Below are 19800 nucleotides of genomic sequence, written 5' to 3' on the forward strand. Positions count from 1 at the left end.
TTAAGTTTATGTCATTAACAAGTATTATTTGTGGCATAGCGTTGCTGACAATAGGTGAAGTTGGGCCTCAGAATATGCCCGATACTATAGAACCTGTTGAATCACCGTTTGTTATGCCTTTGTTTGAAAGGCCTGTTTTTCCCGAATCTACCATATTGGTAAGGATGGAACAGGAAGGTATGTCCACTAAACCGATTCAGGAGGCTATTGATAGTATGAGTTGCCGAGGTGGTGGAACGGTGGTAGTTCCTCCCGGTGTATGGCGGACAGGACGCCTTATCTTGAAGAGTAATGTAAATTTGCATCTTTCGGAAGGAGCGGAATTACGTTTCAGTGGTAATATAATAGATTATCTTCCGGCTGTTTTTACACGGGATGAGGGGGTGGAGCTTTACTCTCTTGGAGCTTGTTTGTATGCTGATGGACAGGAGAATATTGCATTGACTGGAAAGGGAAAAGTAGTTGGACCACCTACCAGTTGCGAGATATACAAGTGTAATGAAAGTATGTCTAGTGACAAGGTGATAAGAAAACCGCTTGCCGACCGTATTTATGATGGAAAGAATGGTGAAGGAGTCTTTTTGCCTAAGACATTTGCCCCTATCAATTGTAAGAATGTCTTTGTAGAAGGTGTTACATTTGAACGGGGACTGTATTGGAATATTGTACCACAATATTGTGAACATATTTTGATTCGGGGGATTACAGTGAACAGTTTCGGACATGGACGTACGGATGGTATTGATATTGATTCAAGTAATGATGTACTGATAGAATACTGTTCGCTCGATTGTCAGGACGATTGTTACACCATGAAGTCCGGGCGGGGTAAGGATGGATTGAAAGTGAATCGCCCCACTAGTAATGTCGTTATACGTAAAAGTATAGCACTGAGGGGAGCAGGCGGTATTGTGTGTGGTACTGAGATTGCCGGTGGAGTGAGAAATGTATATATGTACGATTGTGTTTTTGAGGGAACAGACCAGGCTTTCCGTTTTAAAACTCGTCGTCCACGAGGAGGTTTTGTGGAGAATATATATGTGGAACGGGTGCGGGCTAATGTGAAAAGACAGGCTTTGTATTGCGATATGCTTGGTTCTGCCCGCTGGGTAGGTGAGTTGGCACAGCGTTATCCGGCCCGTGAGATAACTCCACTTACACCGTGGTTTGCTAATATTTCCATTCACGATGTGGAGATCACCGGATGTAGCACATTGGTGGATGTGTCTGCATTACCGGAGAAGCCGGTGAAGAACTTTTTTTTCGGCAATGTCAAAGCACATTGTGATCGGATTGGCAAAATATGCGATGCCACAAAATTCTCAATGAAAGATGTAAGAATAGAGAGTTGTGATACAGTAATGCGTATTGATAATTGTGATTACGCCTCTTTCTTTGGGTTCAGCAATGTAACTACAGGTAGTTCGGTGAAGATAGAAAAAACGGGAGGAGAATGTCGCTATTTAAATGTGCAGACATATCCTCTTGTCCCAGTAAATTATCAGTCCATTCGTCCTGGTGAAGTGTGGCTTGATACTGAAGGAAAACCTATTCAGGCCCATGGGTTTCAAGTGACTTTTCGTGAAGGCAAATATTATTGGTATGGTGAGGATAAAACTCATACTCTGTTTGGTACCAATCGGATGTTTGGCGGAGTACGTTGTTACTCATCTACTGATTTTTACAATTGGAAAGATGAGGGGAGGATAATTGAACCTGCTACTGATCCACATTCACCTTTGCATCATTGTCAGAAATTGGAACGCCCACATATTCTTTATTGTGCCAAAACAGGCAGGTATGTATGCTGGCTGAAATCACAAAGTAATGATGGGCATTTTGTTATTCTAGAAGCTGAACATTTTATGGGACCCTATCATTTTGTCCGCAATCTGAAACCTAATGGCTTTGCTGTGGGGGATTTTGACATGTATGCTGATCCCGATACAGGAAAAGGTTATGTTTGGTTTGAGCGTCCTCATTGGGAGCAGATATGTGCTGAACTTTCTGATGATTATACAAATGTAAATGGCCGGTATTCAGAACATTTTGTTGGAAAGGTTCCACCGTTTACACGTGAGGCGGCAGCACATTTTGTAATGGATGGTAAACATTATATTTATACATCAGGGACAACTAGTTATACTCCCAACCCTTCGGAAGTAGCGGTATTCGATGATTATCATGGTGAATATACGGTGTTAGGGAATCCACACATAGGTGATGAGTATGCACATTCTTTTTGCTCGCAGATTACAAGTGTGATAAAGATTCCGGGAAAGGATCTTTATGTGGCTATGGCCGATCGTTGGCTACCGCATACTAATAAAACGGATATACCCAAGAAAGACTGGCAGTCTTTCTTGACCCGGTACAAGGATCACCGTCCTTATCCAAAGGATTTTGCAACTCCTAAAGTGGCCGACAGATTTTATACGCTTGTTAATCCTAATCAAGATGTATATAAGGCTACTTATGTATTTCTGCCAATTGTGGTGAAGGATGGCATACCGATGATAGAGTGGAAAGATGAATGGAAACTGGAAAACTATGAATAGATGATTTTTCTTTTGTTGATAGGGCACATCCGTTTATTTTTACTATCTTTGCTAATATGGCGTATGTCGGGAAAATGATGTACGTCATATATTTAAATGCCTGGTATGAATCTGATTGAAATTGTATGAAAACATATATTTGTCTGTTATGGGTTGTTTTTGGGTGTATAGGTTGGGAAATGCATGCATCGGTAGATGTACATCCTACTTTTATCACGACTAGTGACGGATTGGCGAATAATTCGGTACGTTATCTGTTTCAAGACAGCAAAGGGTTTATTTGGATGGGTACATTAGATGGGCTGAGCCGCTATGATGGCCATTCATTTGTGACATTCCGTCCGGAATCAGGCGATAAAATTTCTTTGGCAAATCATCATGTAAAGAAGATACAAGAAGATCGAAATGGTTTCTTATGGTTTATCACTGCTCCGGAATTAATGAGTTGTTACGATTTGAAACATGATTGTTTTGTTGATTTTACGGGGTGTGGGGAATATAGACGGCCTTACAATAAAATATTGGAAACTGCTGTCGGGGATATTTGGCTGTGGCATCATCAGAGTGGATGTCGTAAAATAGTCTGTAAGGATGGAATTCACTCTTCTGTATCTTTTACAAAGGAAAATGGGAAATTATCAACTAATGCAGTGAATTCCGTTTATGAGGATGAACAGGGAGTGATTTGGATTTGTACTCAGCTTGGGCTGTTTCAGGTGACAGAAGAGGGATATACCCAGGTAGTTCAAGATAGTTTGTCTTTTGTAGGGGCGATGTCTTTTCGTCACAAGATTTTTTTTGTAACCTCTGATGGAGGTATTTATGAAAAGTCTTCAGGTAAGAATTTGTTTTTGACAGCCCGGTTGCCGTGGAAACTTTCTGCTTTTAATACCTATGAGTCCTGTCGTTTACAGAACGATTGGGTGTTTTTTACTCCTGAGGGTGGAGAGGTGTTTAGTATGTCTGAGAAAAGATTGATTCATGATTCATCGCTTGATATTCGTTTAGGAAAATGTGAAAAGGATAATTTGAATAATCTGTGGATTTCCAATGGCACTGGTCTTGTACATTATATTGATGTCCGGACACGTGCCGTCCGGATTTTTAGATTAATGTCTGATGAAAAAGTTAAGTTGATAGGAGATGAACGTTATCATATCATACAAGATGTTCCACGTGGACTGATATGGATTTCTACCTATGGTAATGGTTTGTTTGTTTATGATTCTCAAAAGGAGGAGATGACCCATTACTCGTATCATGTGGATGAGTTTAATCGGGTGAATTCTGATTTTCTTTTATATGCTATGGGCGACAGAACCGGTAATATCTGGTTGGGATCAGAATATTCCGGCATAGCTTTATTGTCAGTATTAAATGATGGGGCAACTTATATTTATCCTGAAAATGAGAAATTGGTGGATCGTTCCAATACCATACGTATGGTTACGTGTATGGAGAATGGGGATGTGCGGGTAGGAAATCGTCGGGGGGGATTGTTTGCTTATGACTGTCACTTGAATTTATTGCAAAGAAATTATTATCATCTTAGTGTCTTTGCTCTCAAAGAGGATGACAAAGGGCAAGTATGGATGGGAACCCGTGGGGATGGATTATGTATAGGCGATAGATGGTATGTGCATCGGGCTGATGATGTGAATTCACTTGCACATAATCATATTTATGATATCTATAGGGACTACCGGGATAGAATGTGGATTGGAACTTTCGGGGGAGGACTCGATTTGGCTGTTTATCAGAAAAACGATTTTGTGTTTCGTCATTTTTTGAAGGGGAGTTTTGGAGAGCAAGAGGTTCGTACTATTACTGCTGATAGGAATCATTGGATGTGGGTAGGAACCAATAATGGTATTTATGTATTCCATCCGGATTCTTTGTTGAATGATTCGCGGCAGTATTACGTTTATAATTTGGATAATGGGAAAATACGTAGCAATGAAATTCGTAATATTTTTTGTGACAGCAAAGGTCGTATGTGGATTGGAACCACCGGTAAAGGCTTTTCTGTCTGCCAGTCAGGACAAACTTATGATCAGTTGGAATTCCGGCATTATGATGAGGATGACGGGTTGGTAAATAATGTAGTCCAGTCTATAGTGGAGGATAGGGATGGAAAAATCTGGCTGGGTACCGAATATGGAATGTCCCGGTTTGATCCGGATACGGAGGTTTTTGATAGTTTCTTTTTTTCAGCGATAATGCCCGGCAATGTCTATTTGGAGAGTAGTGCCTGTGTTATGAAAAACGGACATTTGCTGTTTGGAACGAATCATGGTTTGGTTGTGGTCGATCCTGAAAAAGTCATGCCACAGCATGTCGTTTCTCCGGTGGTTCTCACTGATTTAAAAATAAATGGAATTTCTGTTCGTCCCGGGGATATTGATTCTCCTTTGACAGAGGCATTAAGTTATACAAATAGAATAGAATTGAAATATTATCAGAATTCATTCAGTATAGATTTCTCTACTTTTGACTATTCTATGGCAAATGATGCCAAGTATATTTATAAGTTAATTCCATACGATAAAGATTGGGGAGTCCCTTCCTCCTTGAATTTTGCAGCTTATAAAAATTTGTTGCCGGGTACTTATCAGTTACATGTAAAAGCATCCAGTGCTTCCGGTGTATGGGGGGAAGATGAAACCGTATTACAGATTGTTATTACTCCGCCTTTTTGGAAAACAGGTTGGGCCTTTGCCATTTATATAATGCTGATTTGTATGGCAATGTATATGACATTCAGACTAATCCATAAGTTTGCTATCTTGCGGAATCGTATTCAATTAGAAAAACAGTTGACAGAATATAAGTTGGTCTTTTTTACCAATATCTCTCATGAGTTTCGTACCCCGTTGACGTTGATCCAAGGAGCCTTGGAAAAAATAGAGGCTATGGGTAGGGGTTCTAAAGAATTGGCTTATCCTATAAAAGTGATGGATAGAAGCACGCAGCGGATGCTCAGATTAATCAATCAATTGCTGGAATTCAGAAAAATGCAGAATAATAAACTGGTTCTTTCATTAGAAGAAACAGATGTTATCGTTTTTCTTTACGATATATTTCTGAGTTTTAGGGAAACGGCGGAATCTAAAGAAATGGAATTTAAATTTATTCCTTCTGTCAGTTCTTATCCTATGTTTGTTGATAAAGGTAAACTGGATAAGATAGTCTATAATCTTCTGTCCAATGCATTTAAGTACACACCGGAGGGCGGGAAAATAGTTTGTTCGGTAGATGTGGAAGAAGAAACAAAAAAATTGATCATTTCCGTGTCAGACACCGGTATTGGTATTCCTTTGGAGAAACGCGGGCAACTTTTTTCTCGATTTATGCAAAGTAGTTTCTCTGGTGATAGTATGGGAATCGGGTTGCATTTGACTCACGAACTTGTAAATGTGCATAAAGGAAGTATTGAATATGCGGAGAATGAAGGACAGGGTTCTGTTTTTACAGTCACTTTGCCATTGGATAGTTCTGTATATGAGTCAAAAGATTTTTTGATCTCTACAGCCTTAATGGAAGAAACGGATCATACAGACGAAGGCATTCCGTGCCGTCTCGTAAAAGAAGAACAGATGGCGGCTCCTTTAAACAAGAAAAAGATATTGATCATTGAAGATGATACTGATATTCGTGAATTTTTGAAGAAAGAAATATCTGTTTATTTTGAGGTGGTAGCCGAGGCTGATGGTGTGGCGGGTTTTGAACGTGCACGGACTTATGATGCTGATCTGATAATATGTGATGTCCTAATGCCGGGAATGAATGGGTATGAAGTAACCCGTAAGTTAAAAAATGAATTTAGTACCAGTCATATTCCGATCATTCTGCTGACAGCAATGGGAACTACCGAAAATAAATTGGAAGGAGTAGAAAGTGGGGCGGATGCGTATGTAACCAAACCGTTCAGCTTAAAATTGCTTTTGGCACGGATGGTTCAATTGATTGACCAGCGTGAAAAGTTACGTGAGAAATATGTGAATGATCCCAGTATAGAGCGACCGGCTATTTATACTTCTGATAAAGATAAACAGTTCCTTGATAAATTGCAAGCTATTATAGAGCAGGAGTTGGGAAATTCGGAATTTACGATGGAAGACTTTGCTGCCCGGATGAAATTGGGGCGTACTGTATTCTCTAAAAAAGTTCGTGGTTTGACAGGGCATACTCCTAATGAATATTTCCGTATTATTCGTCTGAAGAAAGCGGCGGAATTATTGTTGGAAGGTAATTATAATGTGAGCGAAGTTTCTTATAAAGTAGGTATCAGTGATCCGCTTTATTTTAGCCGTTGTTTCAAGACACACTATGGCGTGTCTCCTTCTGTTTATCTGCGTGGAAAAGAGAAAGAAATATAGAGTGGGCAACCTTTATTGTATAATCGGGCGGTAAATATCAGTTCGTTTCTTAAAAAGCTTAAAGTGTATAAATTTCCATGTTAATGAACAAAAATACATTTTGGGGCTTTATAAATAACGATATATTTGTAAAATACTGCTTGAATATTTCAGATTGAAAGAAATTAAGATACTCATTTTAAATTTAAGACCATGAAAGAACTAAAGATGTACATCGATGGACGATTCATCGAAAACCAATCCGATAAGTGGATTGATGTATTGAACCCTTCTACGGAAGAAGTGATATCTAAAATGCCTGATGGCACACCGGAAGATGCACGCGCAGCTATAAATGCCGCCGTAAAGGCACAGCTTTCTTGGGAAAGTCTTACTTCTATTGAACGCGCCGGCTATTTAACTCGGATTGCACAAGGTATCCGAAAGCGGGAACAGGAATTGACTGATATTATCATCCGGGAGGGTGGAAAAACAAGAGGATTAGCTAATGTAGAGGTGTTATTTACGGCTGATTATCTTGATTATATAGCCGGATGGGCCCGTCGTTATGAAGGGGAAATCATTCCTAGTGACCGTCCTCACGAAAATATATTTGTCTTTAAGAAACCTATTGGGGTGACAACAGGCATCCTGCCTTGGAATTTTCCTTTTTTCTTGATTGCCCGTAAGGCCGCTCCTGCTCTGTTGACGGGGAATACAATTGTGGTAAAGCCGAGTCAGCTGACACCGGAAAATGCATATGTTTTCGCACAGATTGTAGATGAAGTTGGGTTGCCTAAAGGTGTATTCAATCTAGTAAACGGTCGTGGTTCGGTGATAGGACATGAACTGGCTGCTAACCCTAAAGTAGGTATGGTTAGTCTGACCGGAAGTGTGGAGGCTGGAATACAAACCATGGCAGCCGCTTCTGCCAATGTGACGAAGGTTTCTTTGGAATTGGGGGGGAAGGCTCCCGGTATTGTAATGCCGGATGCAGATTTGGATTTAGCTGTAAAATCCATTATTGCTTCGCGTGTTATTAATACAGGACAGGTATGTAATTGTTGTGAGCGTGTGTATGTACATTCTAGTGTAAAAGAGGCTTTCCTTGAGAAACTGTTGGCAGGATTCAAGCAGGTGAAAGTGGGGGATCCGAATCAGTATACAGACCTCGATATGGGTCCGTTGATTGATGCCAAAGCACTGAAATCAGTAGAAGAGAAAGTGAAAAAAGCTATTGAGCAGGGAGCTGAGTTGCTATGCGGTGGTCATCGTATCGGTACTAAAGGATATTTCTTTGAACCGACGATTTTGATTAATTGTACCCAAAAGATGGATATTATTCAGGAAGAAACTTTTGGACCGGTACTTCCGGTTGTTGAGTTTACAGAGGTGGAAGACGCCATTGCTTGGGCTAATGATTGTGAATATGGGCTGACTTCTTCTATTTATACTCAGAATCTGGATATGGCATTTAAATTGATTCGTGCGTTGAAATTTGGTGAAACTTATGTGAATCGTGAGAATTTTGAAGCTATGCAGGGATTCCATGCCGGATGGCGTAAATCTGGTATCGGTGGCGCGGATGGTAAACATGGTCTGGAAGAGTATTTGCAGACGCAGCTGGTTTATTTGGAGACTAAAGGGTAATTCTTATAATTATTCTATGTAGGATTATCTCGGGATATAATTCGTATTTTATGTCTCGAGATACATCTTGTTATATGATGGATATTTATTATTGATTTGGATTGATACTTTAAGAAGTATAGAGTACAAAATACTTGTTGTTTCGTCCTGTTGGAAAAGGTTTATTCATCATAAAACAGCATGCTATGAAATTATTTTTTTCTTTCGTATTTGCCTTATTGGCTTTTACTACTTGTACAAAACCTGACAAGGAAGTCTATATCTTCACTTCTCATCGTGAGCCGGCATTGGACGGGTTACATTATCTTTACAGCTATGACGGTTATCATTGGGATAGTATTGCAGGTTCATGGCTGAAACCGGAAATAGGAAACAAGACCCCTTATTATAATTATTTCACTAAACAGACCGAAGAACAGAAATATGCTCCCAATTCGATGATGCGTGATCCGTCCATTACCCAAGGTCCGGATGGAACCTTTCATTTGGTGTGGACCATCAGTTGGAATGGGGAACAAGGATTTGGTTATGCCAGTTCTAAAGACTTGATTCATTGGAGCGAACAACGTGAAATCAAAGTGATGAAAGACTCTTTGACTAACAATGTGTGGGCACCGGAAGTTTTCTATGATGATGAAAAGGGACAGTTCATCGTTGCCTGGTCCTCTGCCATTCCAGTAGAGAGATATACGGCAGCCGATAGTTTGGGAGCTAATAAAAGTCACCGTGCCTATTATACCACGACCAAGGATTTCCAAACGTTTGCTCCGGCAAAGGCATTTTATGATCCCGGATTTAATTCTATTGACGGATTTATAGTAAAGCGTGATAAAAATGACTATGTATTAATTATAAAAGACAATCGTAAGCCTGGTTACAGTGATCTGTTCTGTGTGTCCGGACCATCGGCGGAAGGGCCTTATACTAGTCCGTCAACGAAATTTGCACCGACTTATTCCGAGGGACCGTGTGCCGTGAAAGTAGGTGATGAATGGTTGATTTATTTTGATGTTTATCGGGAAGGTCGGTTTGGAGCCGTAGCGACAAAGGATTTTAAGACCTTTACTCCTATAGACAATCAGATTTCTATTCCGCAAGGACATAAGCATGGTACTATTATAAAAGTTCCTGAATCAGTTTTGCTGAACCTGAAAGCGGAGGAAGCTAAAAGATTCCCTCAAAAAGACTAGTTATTACCCTGAATTGTTTACTTGAATAAGTTACTTTGGGCTTTGAAATTTATATGATAAATGCGCAAATGAAAAACAAGAATCTGGTATTATTTGTTCTTCTCTTTTTGTTGGGGGGAGAATTGACTTCGGCGTCAGCCCAAGGAAAGTCCGGGATCTATAAACCTTGGAGCCATGGACGACTGAAAGTAAGTAAAGAAAATCGTTATCTGATGAATGCGGACGGAACTCCTTTTTTCTGGTTGGGGGATACAGGATGGCTGTTGCCCGAGAAACTGAACAGGGATGAAGCTGCTTATTATCTGGAACATTGTCGTCAGGCAGGATTTAATGTGGTACAAGTACAGACTATAAATGGAGTCCCTGCTATGAATTTCTATGGTCAGTATTCCATGATAGATGGCTTTAACTTTAAGAATATAGACAGAAAAGGAGTTTATGGATATTGGGACCACATGGACTATATTATTCAGAAAGCTGAGCAGAACGGTATTTATATAGCGATGGTATGTATCTGGGGAGGTTTGGTACGCTCCGGAAAGATGAATGTCGAAGAGGCCAAGGCGTATGGTAAATTTTTAGGTGAACGATATAAAGATGCTCCTAATATCATTTGGGTAATCGGTGGAGATACATACGCCGACCGGAATACCGAGATTTGGGAAGCCTTGGCAAACAGCATTCTTGCTGTGGACAAGAATCATATAATGACTTTTCATCCGTTTGGCCGTACATCTAGTGCTGCACATCTGAATAATAAGGAGTGGATGGATATGAATATGTTCCAAAGTGGGCACAGACGCTATGGTCAGAAAAAAGGAGATGGTGATACTTCTGTAACCGGATTGGAGGAGGACAATTGGCGTTATGTAGAAGATGCTTTGTCTATGACTCCATTGAAGCCTGTTTTGGATGCAGAACCCAGTTATGAAGGTATTCCTCAGGGATTGCATGATCCTGCCCAGCCACTCTGGCGTGACTGTGATGTAAGACGCTATGGGTATTGGTCTGTTTTTGCGGGTTCTTGCGGACATACGTACGGACATAACAATATCATGCAGTTCTTGAAACCGGGTACACCGGGTGGATATGGGGCTGATGGAATAGAGAAACCTTGGTATAAGGCGATGCAGGATCCCGGCTTCAATCAGATGAAATATCTGAAGAATCTGATGTTAACTTTCCCTTATTTTGAACGTGTACCAGATCAAAGTGTGATTGCCGGTACGAATGGGAATCGTTATGATAGAGCCATTGCTACTCGCGGAAAGGATTATTTGTTAGTATACAATTATTCCGGAAACCCGATGTCTGTTGACTTGACTAAAATCAGTGGCGCAAAAAAGAAAGTATGGTGGTATAGCCCTAAGGATGGAAAACTTTCTTTTATAGGGGAATTTGATAGTAAAATTACTCCTTTTCTCTATGATGGCAGTTATAATCGAGATAATGATCAGGTATTGATTGCTGTAGATTCAAATAAGAATTATATTTCTACCAAATGGTTCGAACTTCCCATGGTAAATCAATAGTGTTTTGAGGAATACAGCCAAAAAGTCTTATTAAGTCTTAATGAAACGGGAAAAGTCAATGCGGAAATTGTAATTTTGAAAAAACACATTTACAAATGAAACGCATTGGCTTTTTCTTATTCTTTTGCATTCTTTCCTTGTATGGTCTGGCACAAGCTGAAAATGACAAGGATACGCTCATCATCCGACAAGATAAAATCAATGAATTTATCAATGAGATGAATGAGGTTGATAAAAGTATGGATTTTATAAACGAACCTCCTACATTGACACCTCCCGTTTTATCTGATACGCTGCGGATGCCAAAATTTGATTTAACTCCTCGTGAAGAAATGCCTAAAATATCTCCCTATACTTTTTCCGGGAATCCTTTCGGCCATGATTATATAGATGGACGTGCTTATCAGATTAATAATACAGGGATTCTGAGTGGTTATCATTCATTTCAAGGATTGCCTTCTATAGGCGAGGCACGCAATGTCGGGGTGATGTATACCCAGCGGCTCAATGATTTTATAACCGTGACAGGAGGAGTATATGCTGCTAAATACAATGTATATGGAGTCCGCTTTAATGATTTCGGTGGTAAGGGAAAATTGTCTTTTCGCATTAATGACAGGATGAAAATTAATATGTTCGGCACATATTCTGTGTATAATGGATACGGCATGACTCCGGCCTCTCAGCTTTTTATGAATCAAAATTCATACGGAGGTACTTTGGAATTCAAAATATCGGATAGTTTCGGTATTGAAGCGGGGGCAGAGAGGGAATTTAATCCGATGACCCGCAAATGGGAAACCCATCCTATTATTATGCCGGTATTCTATAAATGATAAATTGTGTATCTTTACGGCATGAATGAAGAAATAGCAGAGTATTACGAAGAATTATACAGGCTTTATATAGACGAGAACCAGCCATTAGAACGCCGTTACAGACAATTGCGTGAATCATTGGAGCGTGTGGTGCGTGAACGGATACAAGGGAATAGTTTGCAGACCACTGATTTGGCCGCCCGTATTAATTATGTAGCCACTCAATATGAACTGGATATAAAAGAGCAGAACCAGTTACATACATTTCGTTTGACTTCCAATGATATTTTGAATCATCGTAAGTTTCCTGCCAAAGAAGAGTTTCTACGTGATTTACGTGCAGTGGCTTTTGCGTATAGGAAGATGTTTGCACAAGATATTCCTTTGAAATTATTCTCGGTTCTTCCTAAACAAGAAATAACATCTTTAGGGAAAAAAGAAAAGAAGGAATACATCCGTCGTATACGGGTATGCTTTGATTATGCCGATGATACCTATCTGTATGTACATCCTGTAGATATAATAGCTGATGAACCTATTCGGGTTGTTTATAATAAACCCGGTATAAACCATGAATTTGAAGAAACTATAAAGGAACTTTGGCGATATGCCCAGCTTAATCTTTTGGATGTTTTTGTAGATAGGGAAGGAATTTATACCCCTTCTTTTATCGTATTGGAGCCGGATTATCTAATAGATATCAGTTCACTGGCAGAATGCTACAAGGATTATGGCAGCCATCCGGCAAATTACTTTTTAAGCCGGTTGGTTCCGATTGATAACGCCCGGCCTTTGCTGCTGGGAAATATAGCCAATCTTTTTCTGGATGAATGGATACATGCAGGTGAGGAGGAACCGGACTATATAGACTGTATGAAGAAGGCGTTCCGGCAGTATCCCATCGAACTGGCTGCTTGTGCCGAACTTCGTGACCCGTCCAAAGAGAAAGAGTTTGCCAAGGATTGCCGGATGCACTTTGAGCATATACGGGATATCGTGCAGCATACTTTTCTGGAACCTGGTTATAACTTGGATAAAAAGGATGCTGTTCTGGAACCGTCTTATATTTGTGAGGCATTGGGTATTCAGGGACGTTTGGACTATATGCAGCGGGATATGAGCAGTTTTATCGAAATGAAATCGGGAAAAGCAGATGAATTCTCCATACAGGGAAAAGTGGAACCCAAGGAAAACAACAAGGTTCAGATGTTGCTATATATGGCGGTACTGGAATACAGCATGGGACAGGACCGGCGGCGTATGCATCCCTATTTGCTTTATACCCGTTATCCTTTATTATACCCTGCCAGAGCATCGTGGGCTCAGGTAAGGCGGGTTATCAATCTGCGCAACCGTATTGTTGCTGCCGAGTATGGGGTACAATTCCATAATCATTCTGATTTTACACGAAATTTGTTAGCGCAAATTAATCCGGAGGTAATGAATGAAAGAAAGTTGCGTGGAAGATTCTGGGAACAGTATCTGAAGCCTTCTATCTCACGTTTCCGAGAAAAACTGTCGGCATTGGAACCTTTGGAGCAGGCCTATTTCTATACGCTTTATAATTTCATTACAAAAGAACTTTATACCTCCAAATCGGGGGATGTGGATTATGAAGGACGTGCAGGGGCTTCAGCTCTTTGGCTGAGTACACTGGATGAGAAACGTGAGGCAGGGGAAATATTATATGATTTGCAGATCATTGAGAATAAGGCGTCACAGGTTCATAAGGCTTATATACTCTTGTCCATTCCGCAATATGACGAAATGTTTCTTCCTAATTTCCGTACAGGAGATGTGGTTGTATTGTATGAGCGTAATCATGATTCGGATAATGTGACCAATAAAATGGTTTTTAAGGGTAACATCGAGCAGATTACAGATACAGAGTTGCGTATTCGGCTACGTGCCACACAGCGTAATGTTTCGGTCTTTCCTCCGGACAGCCGTTATGCTGTAGAACATGATACGATGGATACTACATTTCGCAGTATGTATTTGGGACTTTCTGCTTTTCTGGATGCGAATACGGAAAGACGGGAGTTGTTGCTGGGACAACGTTCCCCCCGCTTTGATTCGTCTTTTGATGAAGCTATAGCGCAGGCCGGTGATGATTTTGAGAGAGTGGTGTTGAAAGCGCAAGCGGCCCGTGATTACTTTCTTCTGGTGGGACCTCCCGGAACAGGAAAGACTTCAAGAGCGTTGCGTAGAATGGTGGAACATTTTTATGCAACATCATCTATGCAGATATTGTTACTAGCTTATACCAACCGGGCTGTGGATGAAATATGTCAGTCACTTTCTTCTATAACCTCCGGTATAGATTATATACGGGTGGGAAGTGAACTTTCCTGTGATGTACGTTTTAGAGGACATCTGTTGGAGAATATATTGGCGGAATGTAACAGCAGGCGGGAGGTGAATACCCGTATGACAGATTGCAGAGTGTATGTTGGAACCGTGGCCTCTATTGCGGCTAAGGCTGAACTTTTTAAATTAAAACGTTTTGATGTAGCCATAGTGGATGAGGCTACCCAAATATTGGAACCCCAATTGTTGGGTATTCTGTGTGCCAAGTTTGCTGATGAAAGAAATGCAGTCGGTAAATTTATTCTGATAGGTGATCATAAACAGTTACCTGCCGTTATTTTGCAGAATAGCGGACATTCTGAAGTGCATGATGAGGGGCTGAGGAAAGTCGGACTTTTTAATTTAAAAGATTCTCTGTTTGAGCGGCTTTATCGTTTTCATTTAAAAGAAGAATCTCCTAAAGCGATAGATATGCTTTGCCGTCAGGGGCGTATGCATCCGGGAGTGGCTTTTTTTCCCAATAAAGCATTTTATGCTGGAAGATTGGAAGCTTTGGGACTACCTCATCAGTTGGAACACATAGAGGCTCCAGTACGTTTTATTCCTTCGGAACAGGATTTGGAGAGCATTTCCGGAAAGACAAACCAATATGAGGCACGGATTGTTGCCGGTTTGGCCAGAGAGGTGTATCTGGCTTATGAAGAGGAATTTGATCCGAATCGAACGTTAGGGATCATTACTCCTTATCGAAGTCAGATTGCTTTGATACGTAAAGAGCTTCAGACATTGGCTATTCCTGCTCTGAGTAGGATTTCCATTGACACGGTAGAACGGTATCAGGGCAGCGAACGTGATGTTATTATTTATTCTTTTTGTGTGAATCACCTCTATCAATTAAGGTTTCTGCCTAACCTGACAGAAGAAGACGGCGTACAGATTGACCGTAAGCTGAATGTCGCTTTAACGCGTGCACGCAAGCAACTTTTTATCACAGGAGTCCCTGAAATATTAAATCATAATTCTATCTATCAACATCTTCTGAAAACTATTTATTAGGGAAAACACACCACAGACTACTTAGATGTGTAGTCTGTGGTGAATTCTTTAATTAGGCATCAACCGGTTTGTATTTGGGAACCAATGCTTTCATGATAATCCAACCAACTAAATAAGCTACGGCACATACACAGAATATGATGAAGTAGCCGGCAGGTTTCCCTTCGAATCCCATAAAAGTCATATTCGTTTCTGCTGCATAGTCAAACAGTCTGCCTGATCCCATATTAATGCAGAATGAACCTATACCACCTGCCATACCACCAATACCTACGATAGTAGCGATGGTGCTTTTGGGGAACATATCGCCTACTACAGAGTAAATATTAGCAGACCATGATTGGTGTGCCGCACCTGCAATACCGATGATAATGATAGGATACCAATATGAATAATTGCCTAAAGGTTGGGCAAACAGTGCCAGCAATGGGAACAAGGCAAAGATAAGCATAGCCTGCATACGGGCTGCATACGGATTCTTACCAGTTTTGTTAATGATAATAGTAGGTAACTTACCACCATAAATAGATAACATGGTGATAGCGTATAATACGAAAATCAACATTTGTGCAGTACCTGTGTCTGAGGCGAAACCATATACATCCGAAATATATGCCGGAGTCCAGAAAAGGAAGAACCACCATACGCCGTCAGTCATGAATTTACCGACAAATACAGCCCATGTTTGGGGAAATTTGAAACATTGCAAGAATGAAATCTTCTTGTTGTCAAAGTCGTTGGCGGCAGCTTGTTGTGCTTTAGATTCTTCAGGATTGTTGTTGTCTTGTTCAATATATTCCAATTCGGCAGCATTCACGCGAGGGTTGACATTGGGTTTCTTGTAGAGGAACATCCAAAGTCCCATCCAGATGAAACCTAAGCCACCGATAACGATGAAAGCCATTTCCCATCCATTACCCACACCAATGCTTTGAAAATAACGCGCCAAGGGAGGAATAGTGATCGGAGCAGCTAACGCGCCTACTGTAGAGCCGGCATTGAAGATGGAAGTGGAGTATGCACGGTCCTTTTTCGGGAAATATTCGGCTGTCACCTTAATAGCTGCCGGGAAGTTTCCTGCTTCACCTACACCCAATACAATTCGGGCAGCAATAAAGTAATAAACGCTGGTAATGGCGATAGTTGAAGCGACAGCTCCTGTTGCAGAAAGCATTTCTTCTGCATTATGAATACCTAATGTCTCTTCGGTAGCCCAGCCGCACAATGCATGGAGACAAGCTCCTAAAGACCAGACGAAGATAGCCCAAAGATAACCTTTTTTAGTCCCCATCCAATCGATGAAACGACCGGCGAACAGGTTGGCGATAGCATATACTATAGAAAAAATAGCTGTGATATCTCCGTAATTCGAATCCGTCCAGTGAAATTCCGGAGCAATGAAGTCTTTCCAGGTTAGTGAAAGCACCTGACGGTCGAGGTAATTGACTGTAGTGGCAAAGAATAGCAGACCACAGATTATCCATCTGAAGTTTGTCATCTTCTCACCTACTTTTTGAAATGTACTCATGATAATAGATTTAATTATGTTTTTCTTATTAGACGCAAAAATAACCATTCTGTACCTATTCTCTATGCAAAAATTGGTGGAAAGCCTGTATAAATCGGTACAATGGTAAGATTTCTAAAAAAACATTCCGAATGTCGCAAAAAACCTAAAAACGGGTTGATTTCTTGCAACATTCAGAATGACAAGAGTTAATGAGTAATGGTGTGTACCATTCTACTTATCTCATATCTGTGTATTTTATTTCATCCTTGTCACTGTATTTCAGGTTTTCACCTCCCATACCCCAAATAAAGGTATAGTTGCTGGTACCTGCAGCGGCGTGGATAGACCATTCCGGAGAAGTAATGGCTTGTTCATTATGTAACCATACCAGACGTTCTTCTTGCGGTTCGCCCATCAGGTGGCAAATGGCATTTCCTTCAGGCAGGTTGAAATAGAAGTAGGCTTCCATACGACGGGTATGTGTATGGGCCGGCATGGTGTTCCATACAGAACCCGGAGCCAGTTCGGTAAGTCCCATCTGCAATTGATTTGTACCACCGTTTTTTACTCTTTCCAGCACATCCTTTACAATTAATTGGTTTACAATACGGTCGTTGCTGTCTTCCATTTTTCCATAATGATCTGAAATGGCCAAAGCATATTGTTTAGGATTTGCTTTTTGAAGTTTAGCGTCAGTAGTGATCAATTGAGTAACGTATGGTTTGTAAGCCGGTGCCGAATTGATATAGAATTTGGCCGGTTTGGTAGCGTCATTACTTTTGAAAGTAACCTCTTTATTTCCGCAACCTACATAGAGTGCTTCCTTGTATTTCATAGGATATTCTTTACCGTCTACAGTAACCACACCATCACCCCCTACATTGATGACCCCTAGTTCACGTCGTTCAAGGAAGTAAGTGATTTCCGGACCCAGTTCGCGGAAAGTTTCTAACTTTAGTATTTTGTTTACTGGCATAGCTCCTCCGTAGATAAGACGGTCATAAAGGGTGTATGTAACATTGATTTCATCCGGTGCCATCACCTTTTCCATCATAAATGAGCTACGAAGACGTTCTGTATCATAGTGTTTCACATCTTGCGGATGGCAAGCGGTCTGTACTTTGTAATTTACTTGAGCTGAAGCTGCCAAAGCAGAAACACTCAGCATCATTGCAATTGCTAATTTTTTCATAATCGTTATCTTTAAATTTTAATTTTTCATTGTTTTCTGGTATTTAATGATGGAACGACGGTTCAGCACCATTAAGAATAGTGTTATCAGTACTAAAATTCCGGAACCAATCCATTTGAATGAATAAGTCAAATGGAAAATAGCCCATGAGAAAGGACTTGAAGCAAAGTCCAACGCTCCCCCCTCAAAACCCGACGGAATATTTACGGCGGCATCTTGTGTCTTGGCATATACGTCATGTGCCGCTTTGGTAAAGTAAGGTGCCAGATCAGTTACAAAATACAGACCGATGGCCAGCACAACAAAACCAATGATGAAGGTTTTTACCACATTTCCTTTTGTGATAGGTAATACCAACGGGAATACGTAGAACATACCGGCTAACGAGGCCAATGGCAGGAATTCATTACCCGGAAGTACAACTGCCAATAAAATAGTAACAGGGATTAATAGCAATGATACAACTAATGTGGCCGGATGTCCGATAACCAAGGCAGGGCTCATACCGATATTCAAGCCTACAGCACCTTTAAACTTCTTGGCGATCAGTTCGCGGGTAGCGTCCGAAATGGGTTTCAATCCTTCGATGAATAGGCTGGTAATACGGGGAATCAACTCCATTACTGCTCCCATCTTGATACCTAAACCTAGAATATAAGGAATCTTGTCTACTATTTCTTGTCCGTTTTTACAAGATAATGCACCGATGCCACATCCTACCAGGATACCCAGGAAGAGAGGTTCGCCTAGCAAACCAAATTTCTTTTTCATACCTTCCGCATCAATATTCAGTTTTTCAAATCCGGGTATTTTGTCCAATACCTTATTTATAATAAGAGCGAATGGCACAAAACCTGCACAGAAAGGTTGTGGAATAGAAATTCCTTCCATCTTATCATAGAAACCTTGGAACTTGTCTGCTGTGTAATCTGCTAAGATTAATGTGATGATATAACAGATAACAGCCGCGAAGAAGCCCCACAAAATACTATCTGTCGCAAAATAAACTACGGCTCCGATGAAAGCAAAATGCCAATAGTTCCATAAATCGATATTGACTGTACGGGTGGTCTTGGTCAATAGCATCAGAATATTGACAGCCAGACAAACCGGAATAATGAATGCCCCTACGGAAGTGTTATAAGCCACGGCTGCGGCAGCAGGCCATCCCATATCGAATACTTTCAGTTGTAGGCCATATATTTCGACCACCTTGCTTAAGGCCGGTCCCAGGCTGCTGGTCAGAAGTGCGGTAACCACTGATAAACCAACGAAACCAACACCTACCAACAGACCGCTTTTTAATGCTTTGCTGAATTTGATTCCGATACAAACGCCTAAGATTGTAAAAATTATAGGCATCATCACCGCTGCTCCTAAACCGATGATATAACTAAAAACTTGTTCCATTCTCTTGTGAATTAATAGTAAATGACTGTGTTTTCTACAATAGTATAAATTAAAAACTGCCCCAAAAATAAAACCTTTTCTCAACTTATCAAACCTGAAAGGCATAATAATTAGTAAAAAGACAATTTTTGAACGATTTTTATCGTTATCGTGCACAAAAATAACCGTTTTCGCACACGAATACCAAATAATACACTTAGTAGGTTGAAAAGTGCA

The 19800-nt window shown here is 40.6% G+C and carries 10 protein-coding genes; 7 read left to right on the forward strand and 3 right to left on the reverse strand.

Annotated features, from left to right (window positions below; all coding sequences use genetic code 11):
* Positions 1-8: 8 nt before the first annotated feature.
* The 7 genes from GKD17_RS02550 to GKD17_RS02580 all read left to right on the forward strand — a co-directional run bounded on the left by GKD17_RS02550 (position 9) and on the right by GKD17_RS02580 (position 15472).
* Complete coding sequence (locus GKD17_RS02550; RefSeq protein WP_007836529.1) at positions 9-2558, forward strand: glycosyl hydrolase family 28 protein; 2550 nt, start codon at positions 9-11, stop codon at positions 2556-2558.
* Between the two features lie 125 nt (positions 2559-2683).
* Positions 2684-6937 carry a hybrid sensor histidine kinase/response regulator transcription factor gene (locus tag GKD17_RS02555; protein WP_007836527.1) on the forward strand — a complete coding sequence of 1418 codons (4254 nt, stop codon included), beginning with the start codon at positions 2684-2686 and terminating at the stop codon, positions 6935-6937.
* A gap of 192 nt (positions 6938-7129) precedes the next feature.
* Positions 7130-8566 carry an aldehyde dehydrogenase gene (gene aldA, locus GKD17_RS02560; RefSeq protein WP_007836524.1) on the forward strand — a complete coding sequence of 479 codons (1437 nt, stop codon included), beginning with the start codon at positions 7130-7132 and terminating at the stop codon, positions 8564-8566.
* 185 nt (positions 8567-8751) lie between these two features.
* Positions 8752-9756 carry a glycoside hydrolase family 43 protein gene (locus tag GKD17_RS02565; RefSeq protein ID WP_007836518.1) on the forward strand — a complete coding sequence of 335 codons (1005 nt, stop codon included), beginning with the start codon at positions 8752-8754 and terminating at the stop codon, positions 9754-9756.
* Positions 9757-9824: 68 nt separating this feature from the next.
* On the forward strand, positions 9825-11288 hold the full coding sequence (locus GKD17_RS02570; protein ID WP_007840555.1) for a glycoside hydrolase family 140 protein: 1464 nt from the start codon (positions 9825-9827) through the stop codon (positions 11286-11288).
* Positions 11289-11383: 95 nt separating this feature from the next.
* Positions 11384-12124: a hypothetical protein gene (locus tag GKD17_RS02575; RefSeq protein WP_007836510.1), complete on the forward strand. Its 741-nt coding sequence runs from the start codon at positions 11384-11386 to the stop codon at positions 12122-12124.
* Positions 12125-12145: 21 nt separating this feature from the next.
* The gene (locus GKD17_RS02580; protein ID WP_007836509.1) at positions 12146-15472 is read left to right on the forward strand and encodes a DEAD/DEAH box helicase; all 3327 of its coding nucleotides are present in this window, start codon (positions 12146-12148) and stop codon (positions 15470-15472) included.
* Between the two features lie 52 nt (positions 15473-15524).
* On the opposite strand, the gene GKD17_RS02585 is transcribed toward GKD17_RS02580, so the two are convergent.
* The 3 genes from GKD17_RS02585 to GKD17_RS02595 all read right to left on the reverse strand — a co-directional run bounded on the left by GKD17_RS02585 (position 15525) and on the right by GKD17_RS02595 (position 19584).
* Positions 15525-17000 (reverse strand): MFS transporter, encoded by a 1476-nt coding sequence (locus GKD17_RS02585; RefSeq protein WP_007840561.1) that lies wholly within the window; start codon positions 16998-17000, stop codon positions 15525-15527.
* Positions 17001-17217: 217 nt separating this feature from the next.
* Positions 17218-18174: a 5-dehydro-4-deoxy-D-glucuronate isomerase gene (gene kduI, locus GKD17_RS02590; protein ID WP_005849178.1), complete on the reverse strand. Its 957-nt coding sequence runs from the start codon at positions 18172-18174 to the stop codon at positions 17218-17220.
* A gap of 18 nt (positions 18175-18192) precedes the next feature.
* Positions 18193-19584, reverse strand: coding sequence for a PTS galactitol transporter subunit IIC (locus tag GKD17_RS02595; RefSeq protein ID WP_007840563.1), 1392 nt, complete (start codon positions 19582-19584; stop codon positions 18193-18195).
* Between the last annotated feature and the right edge of the window lie 216 nt (positions 19585-19800).

This window comes from Phocaeicola dorei, assembly GCF_013009555.1.
In the GTDB taxonomy this organism is placed as follows: Bacteria; Bacteroidota; Bacteroidia; order Bacteroidales; family Bacteroidaceae; genus Phocaeicola; species Phocaeicola dorei.

Bases quoted from the DNA above. Each gene is read 5' to 3' on its own strand.
- GKD17_RS02580 (WP_007836509.1), top strand. From the start codon at position 12,146: ATGAATGAAGAAATAGCAGAGTATTACGAAGAATTATACAGGCTTTAT.
- GKD17_RS02585 (WP_007840561.1), bottom strand. From the start codon at position 17,000: ATGAGTACATTTCAAAAAGTAGGTGAGAAGATGACAAACTTCAGATGG.
- GKD17_RS02565 (WP_007836518.1), top strand. From the start codon at position 8,752: ATGAAATTATTTTTTTCTTTCGTATTTGCCTTATTGGCTTTTACTACT.
- GKD17_RS02595 (WP_007840563.1), bottom strand. From the start codon at position 19,584: ATGGAACAAGTTTTTAGTTATATCATCGGTTTAGGAGCAGCGGTGATG.
- GKD17_RS02555 (WP_007836527.1), top strand. From the start codon at position 2,684: ATGAAAACATATATTTGTCTGTTATGGGTTGTTTTTGGGTGTATAGGT.
- GKD17_RS02570 (WP_007840555.1), top strand. From the start codon at position 9,825: ATGAAAAACAAGAATCTGGTATTATTTGTTCTTCTCTTTTTGTTGGGG.
- GKD17_RS02550 (WP_007836529.1), top strand. From the start codon at position 9: ATGTCATTAACAAGTATTATTTGTGGCATAGCGTTGCTGACAATAGGT.
- aldA (WP_007836524.1), top strand. From the start codon at position 7,130: ATGAAAGAACTAAAGATGTACATCGATGGACGATTCATCGAAAACCAA.
- kduI (WP_005849178.1), bottom strand. From the start codon at position 18,174: ATGAAAAAATTAGCAATTGCAATGATGCTGAGTGTTTCTGCTTTGGCA.
- GKD17_RS02575 (WP_007836510.1), top strand. From the start codon at position 11,384: ATGAAACGCATTGGCTTTTTCTTATTCTTTTGCATTCTTTCCTTGTAT.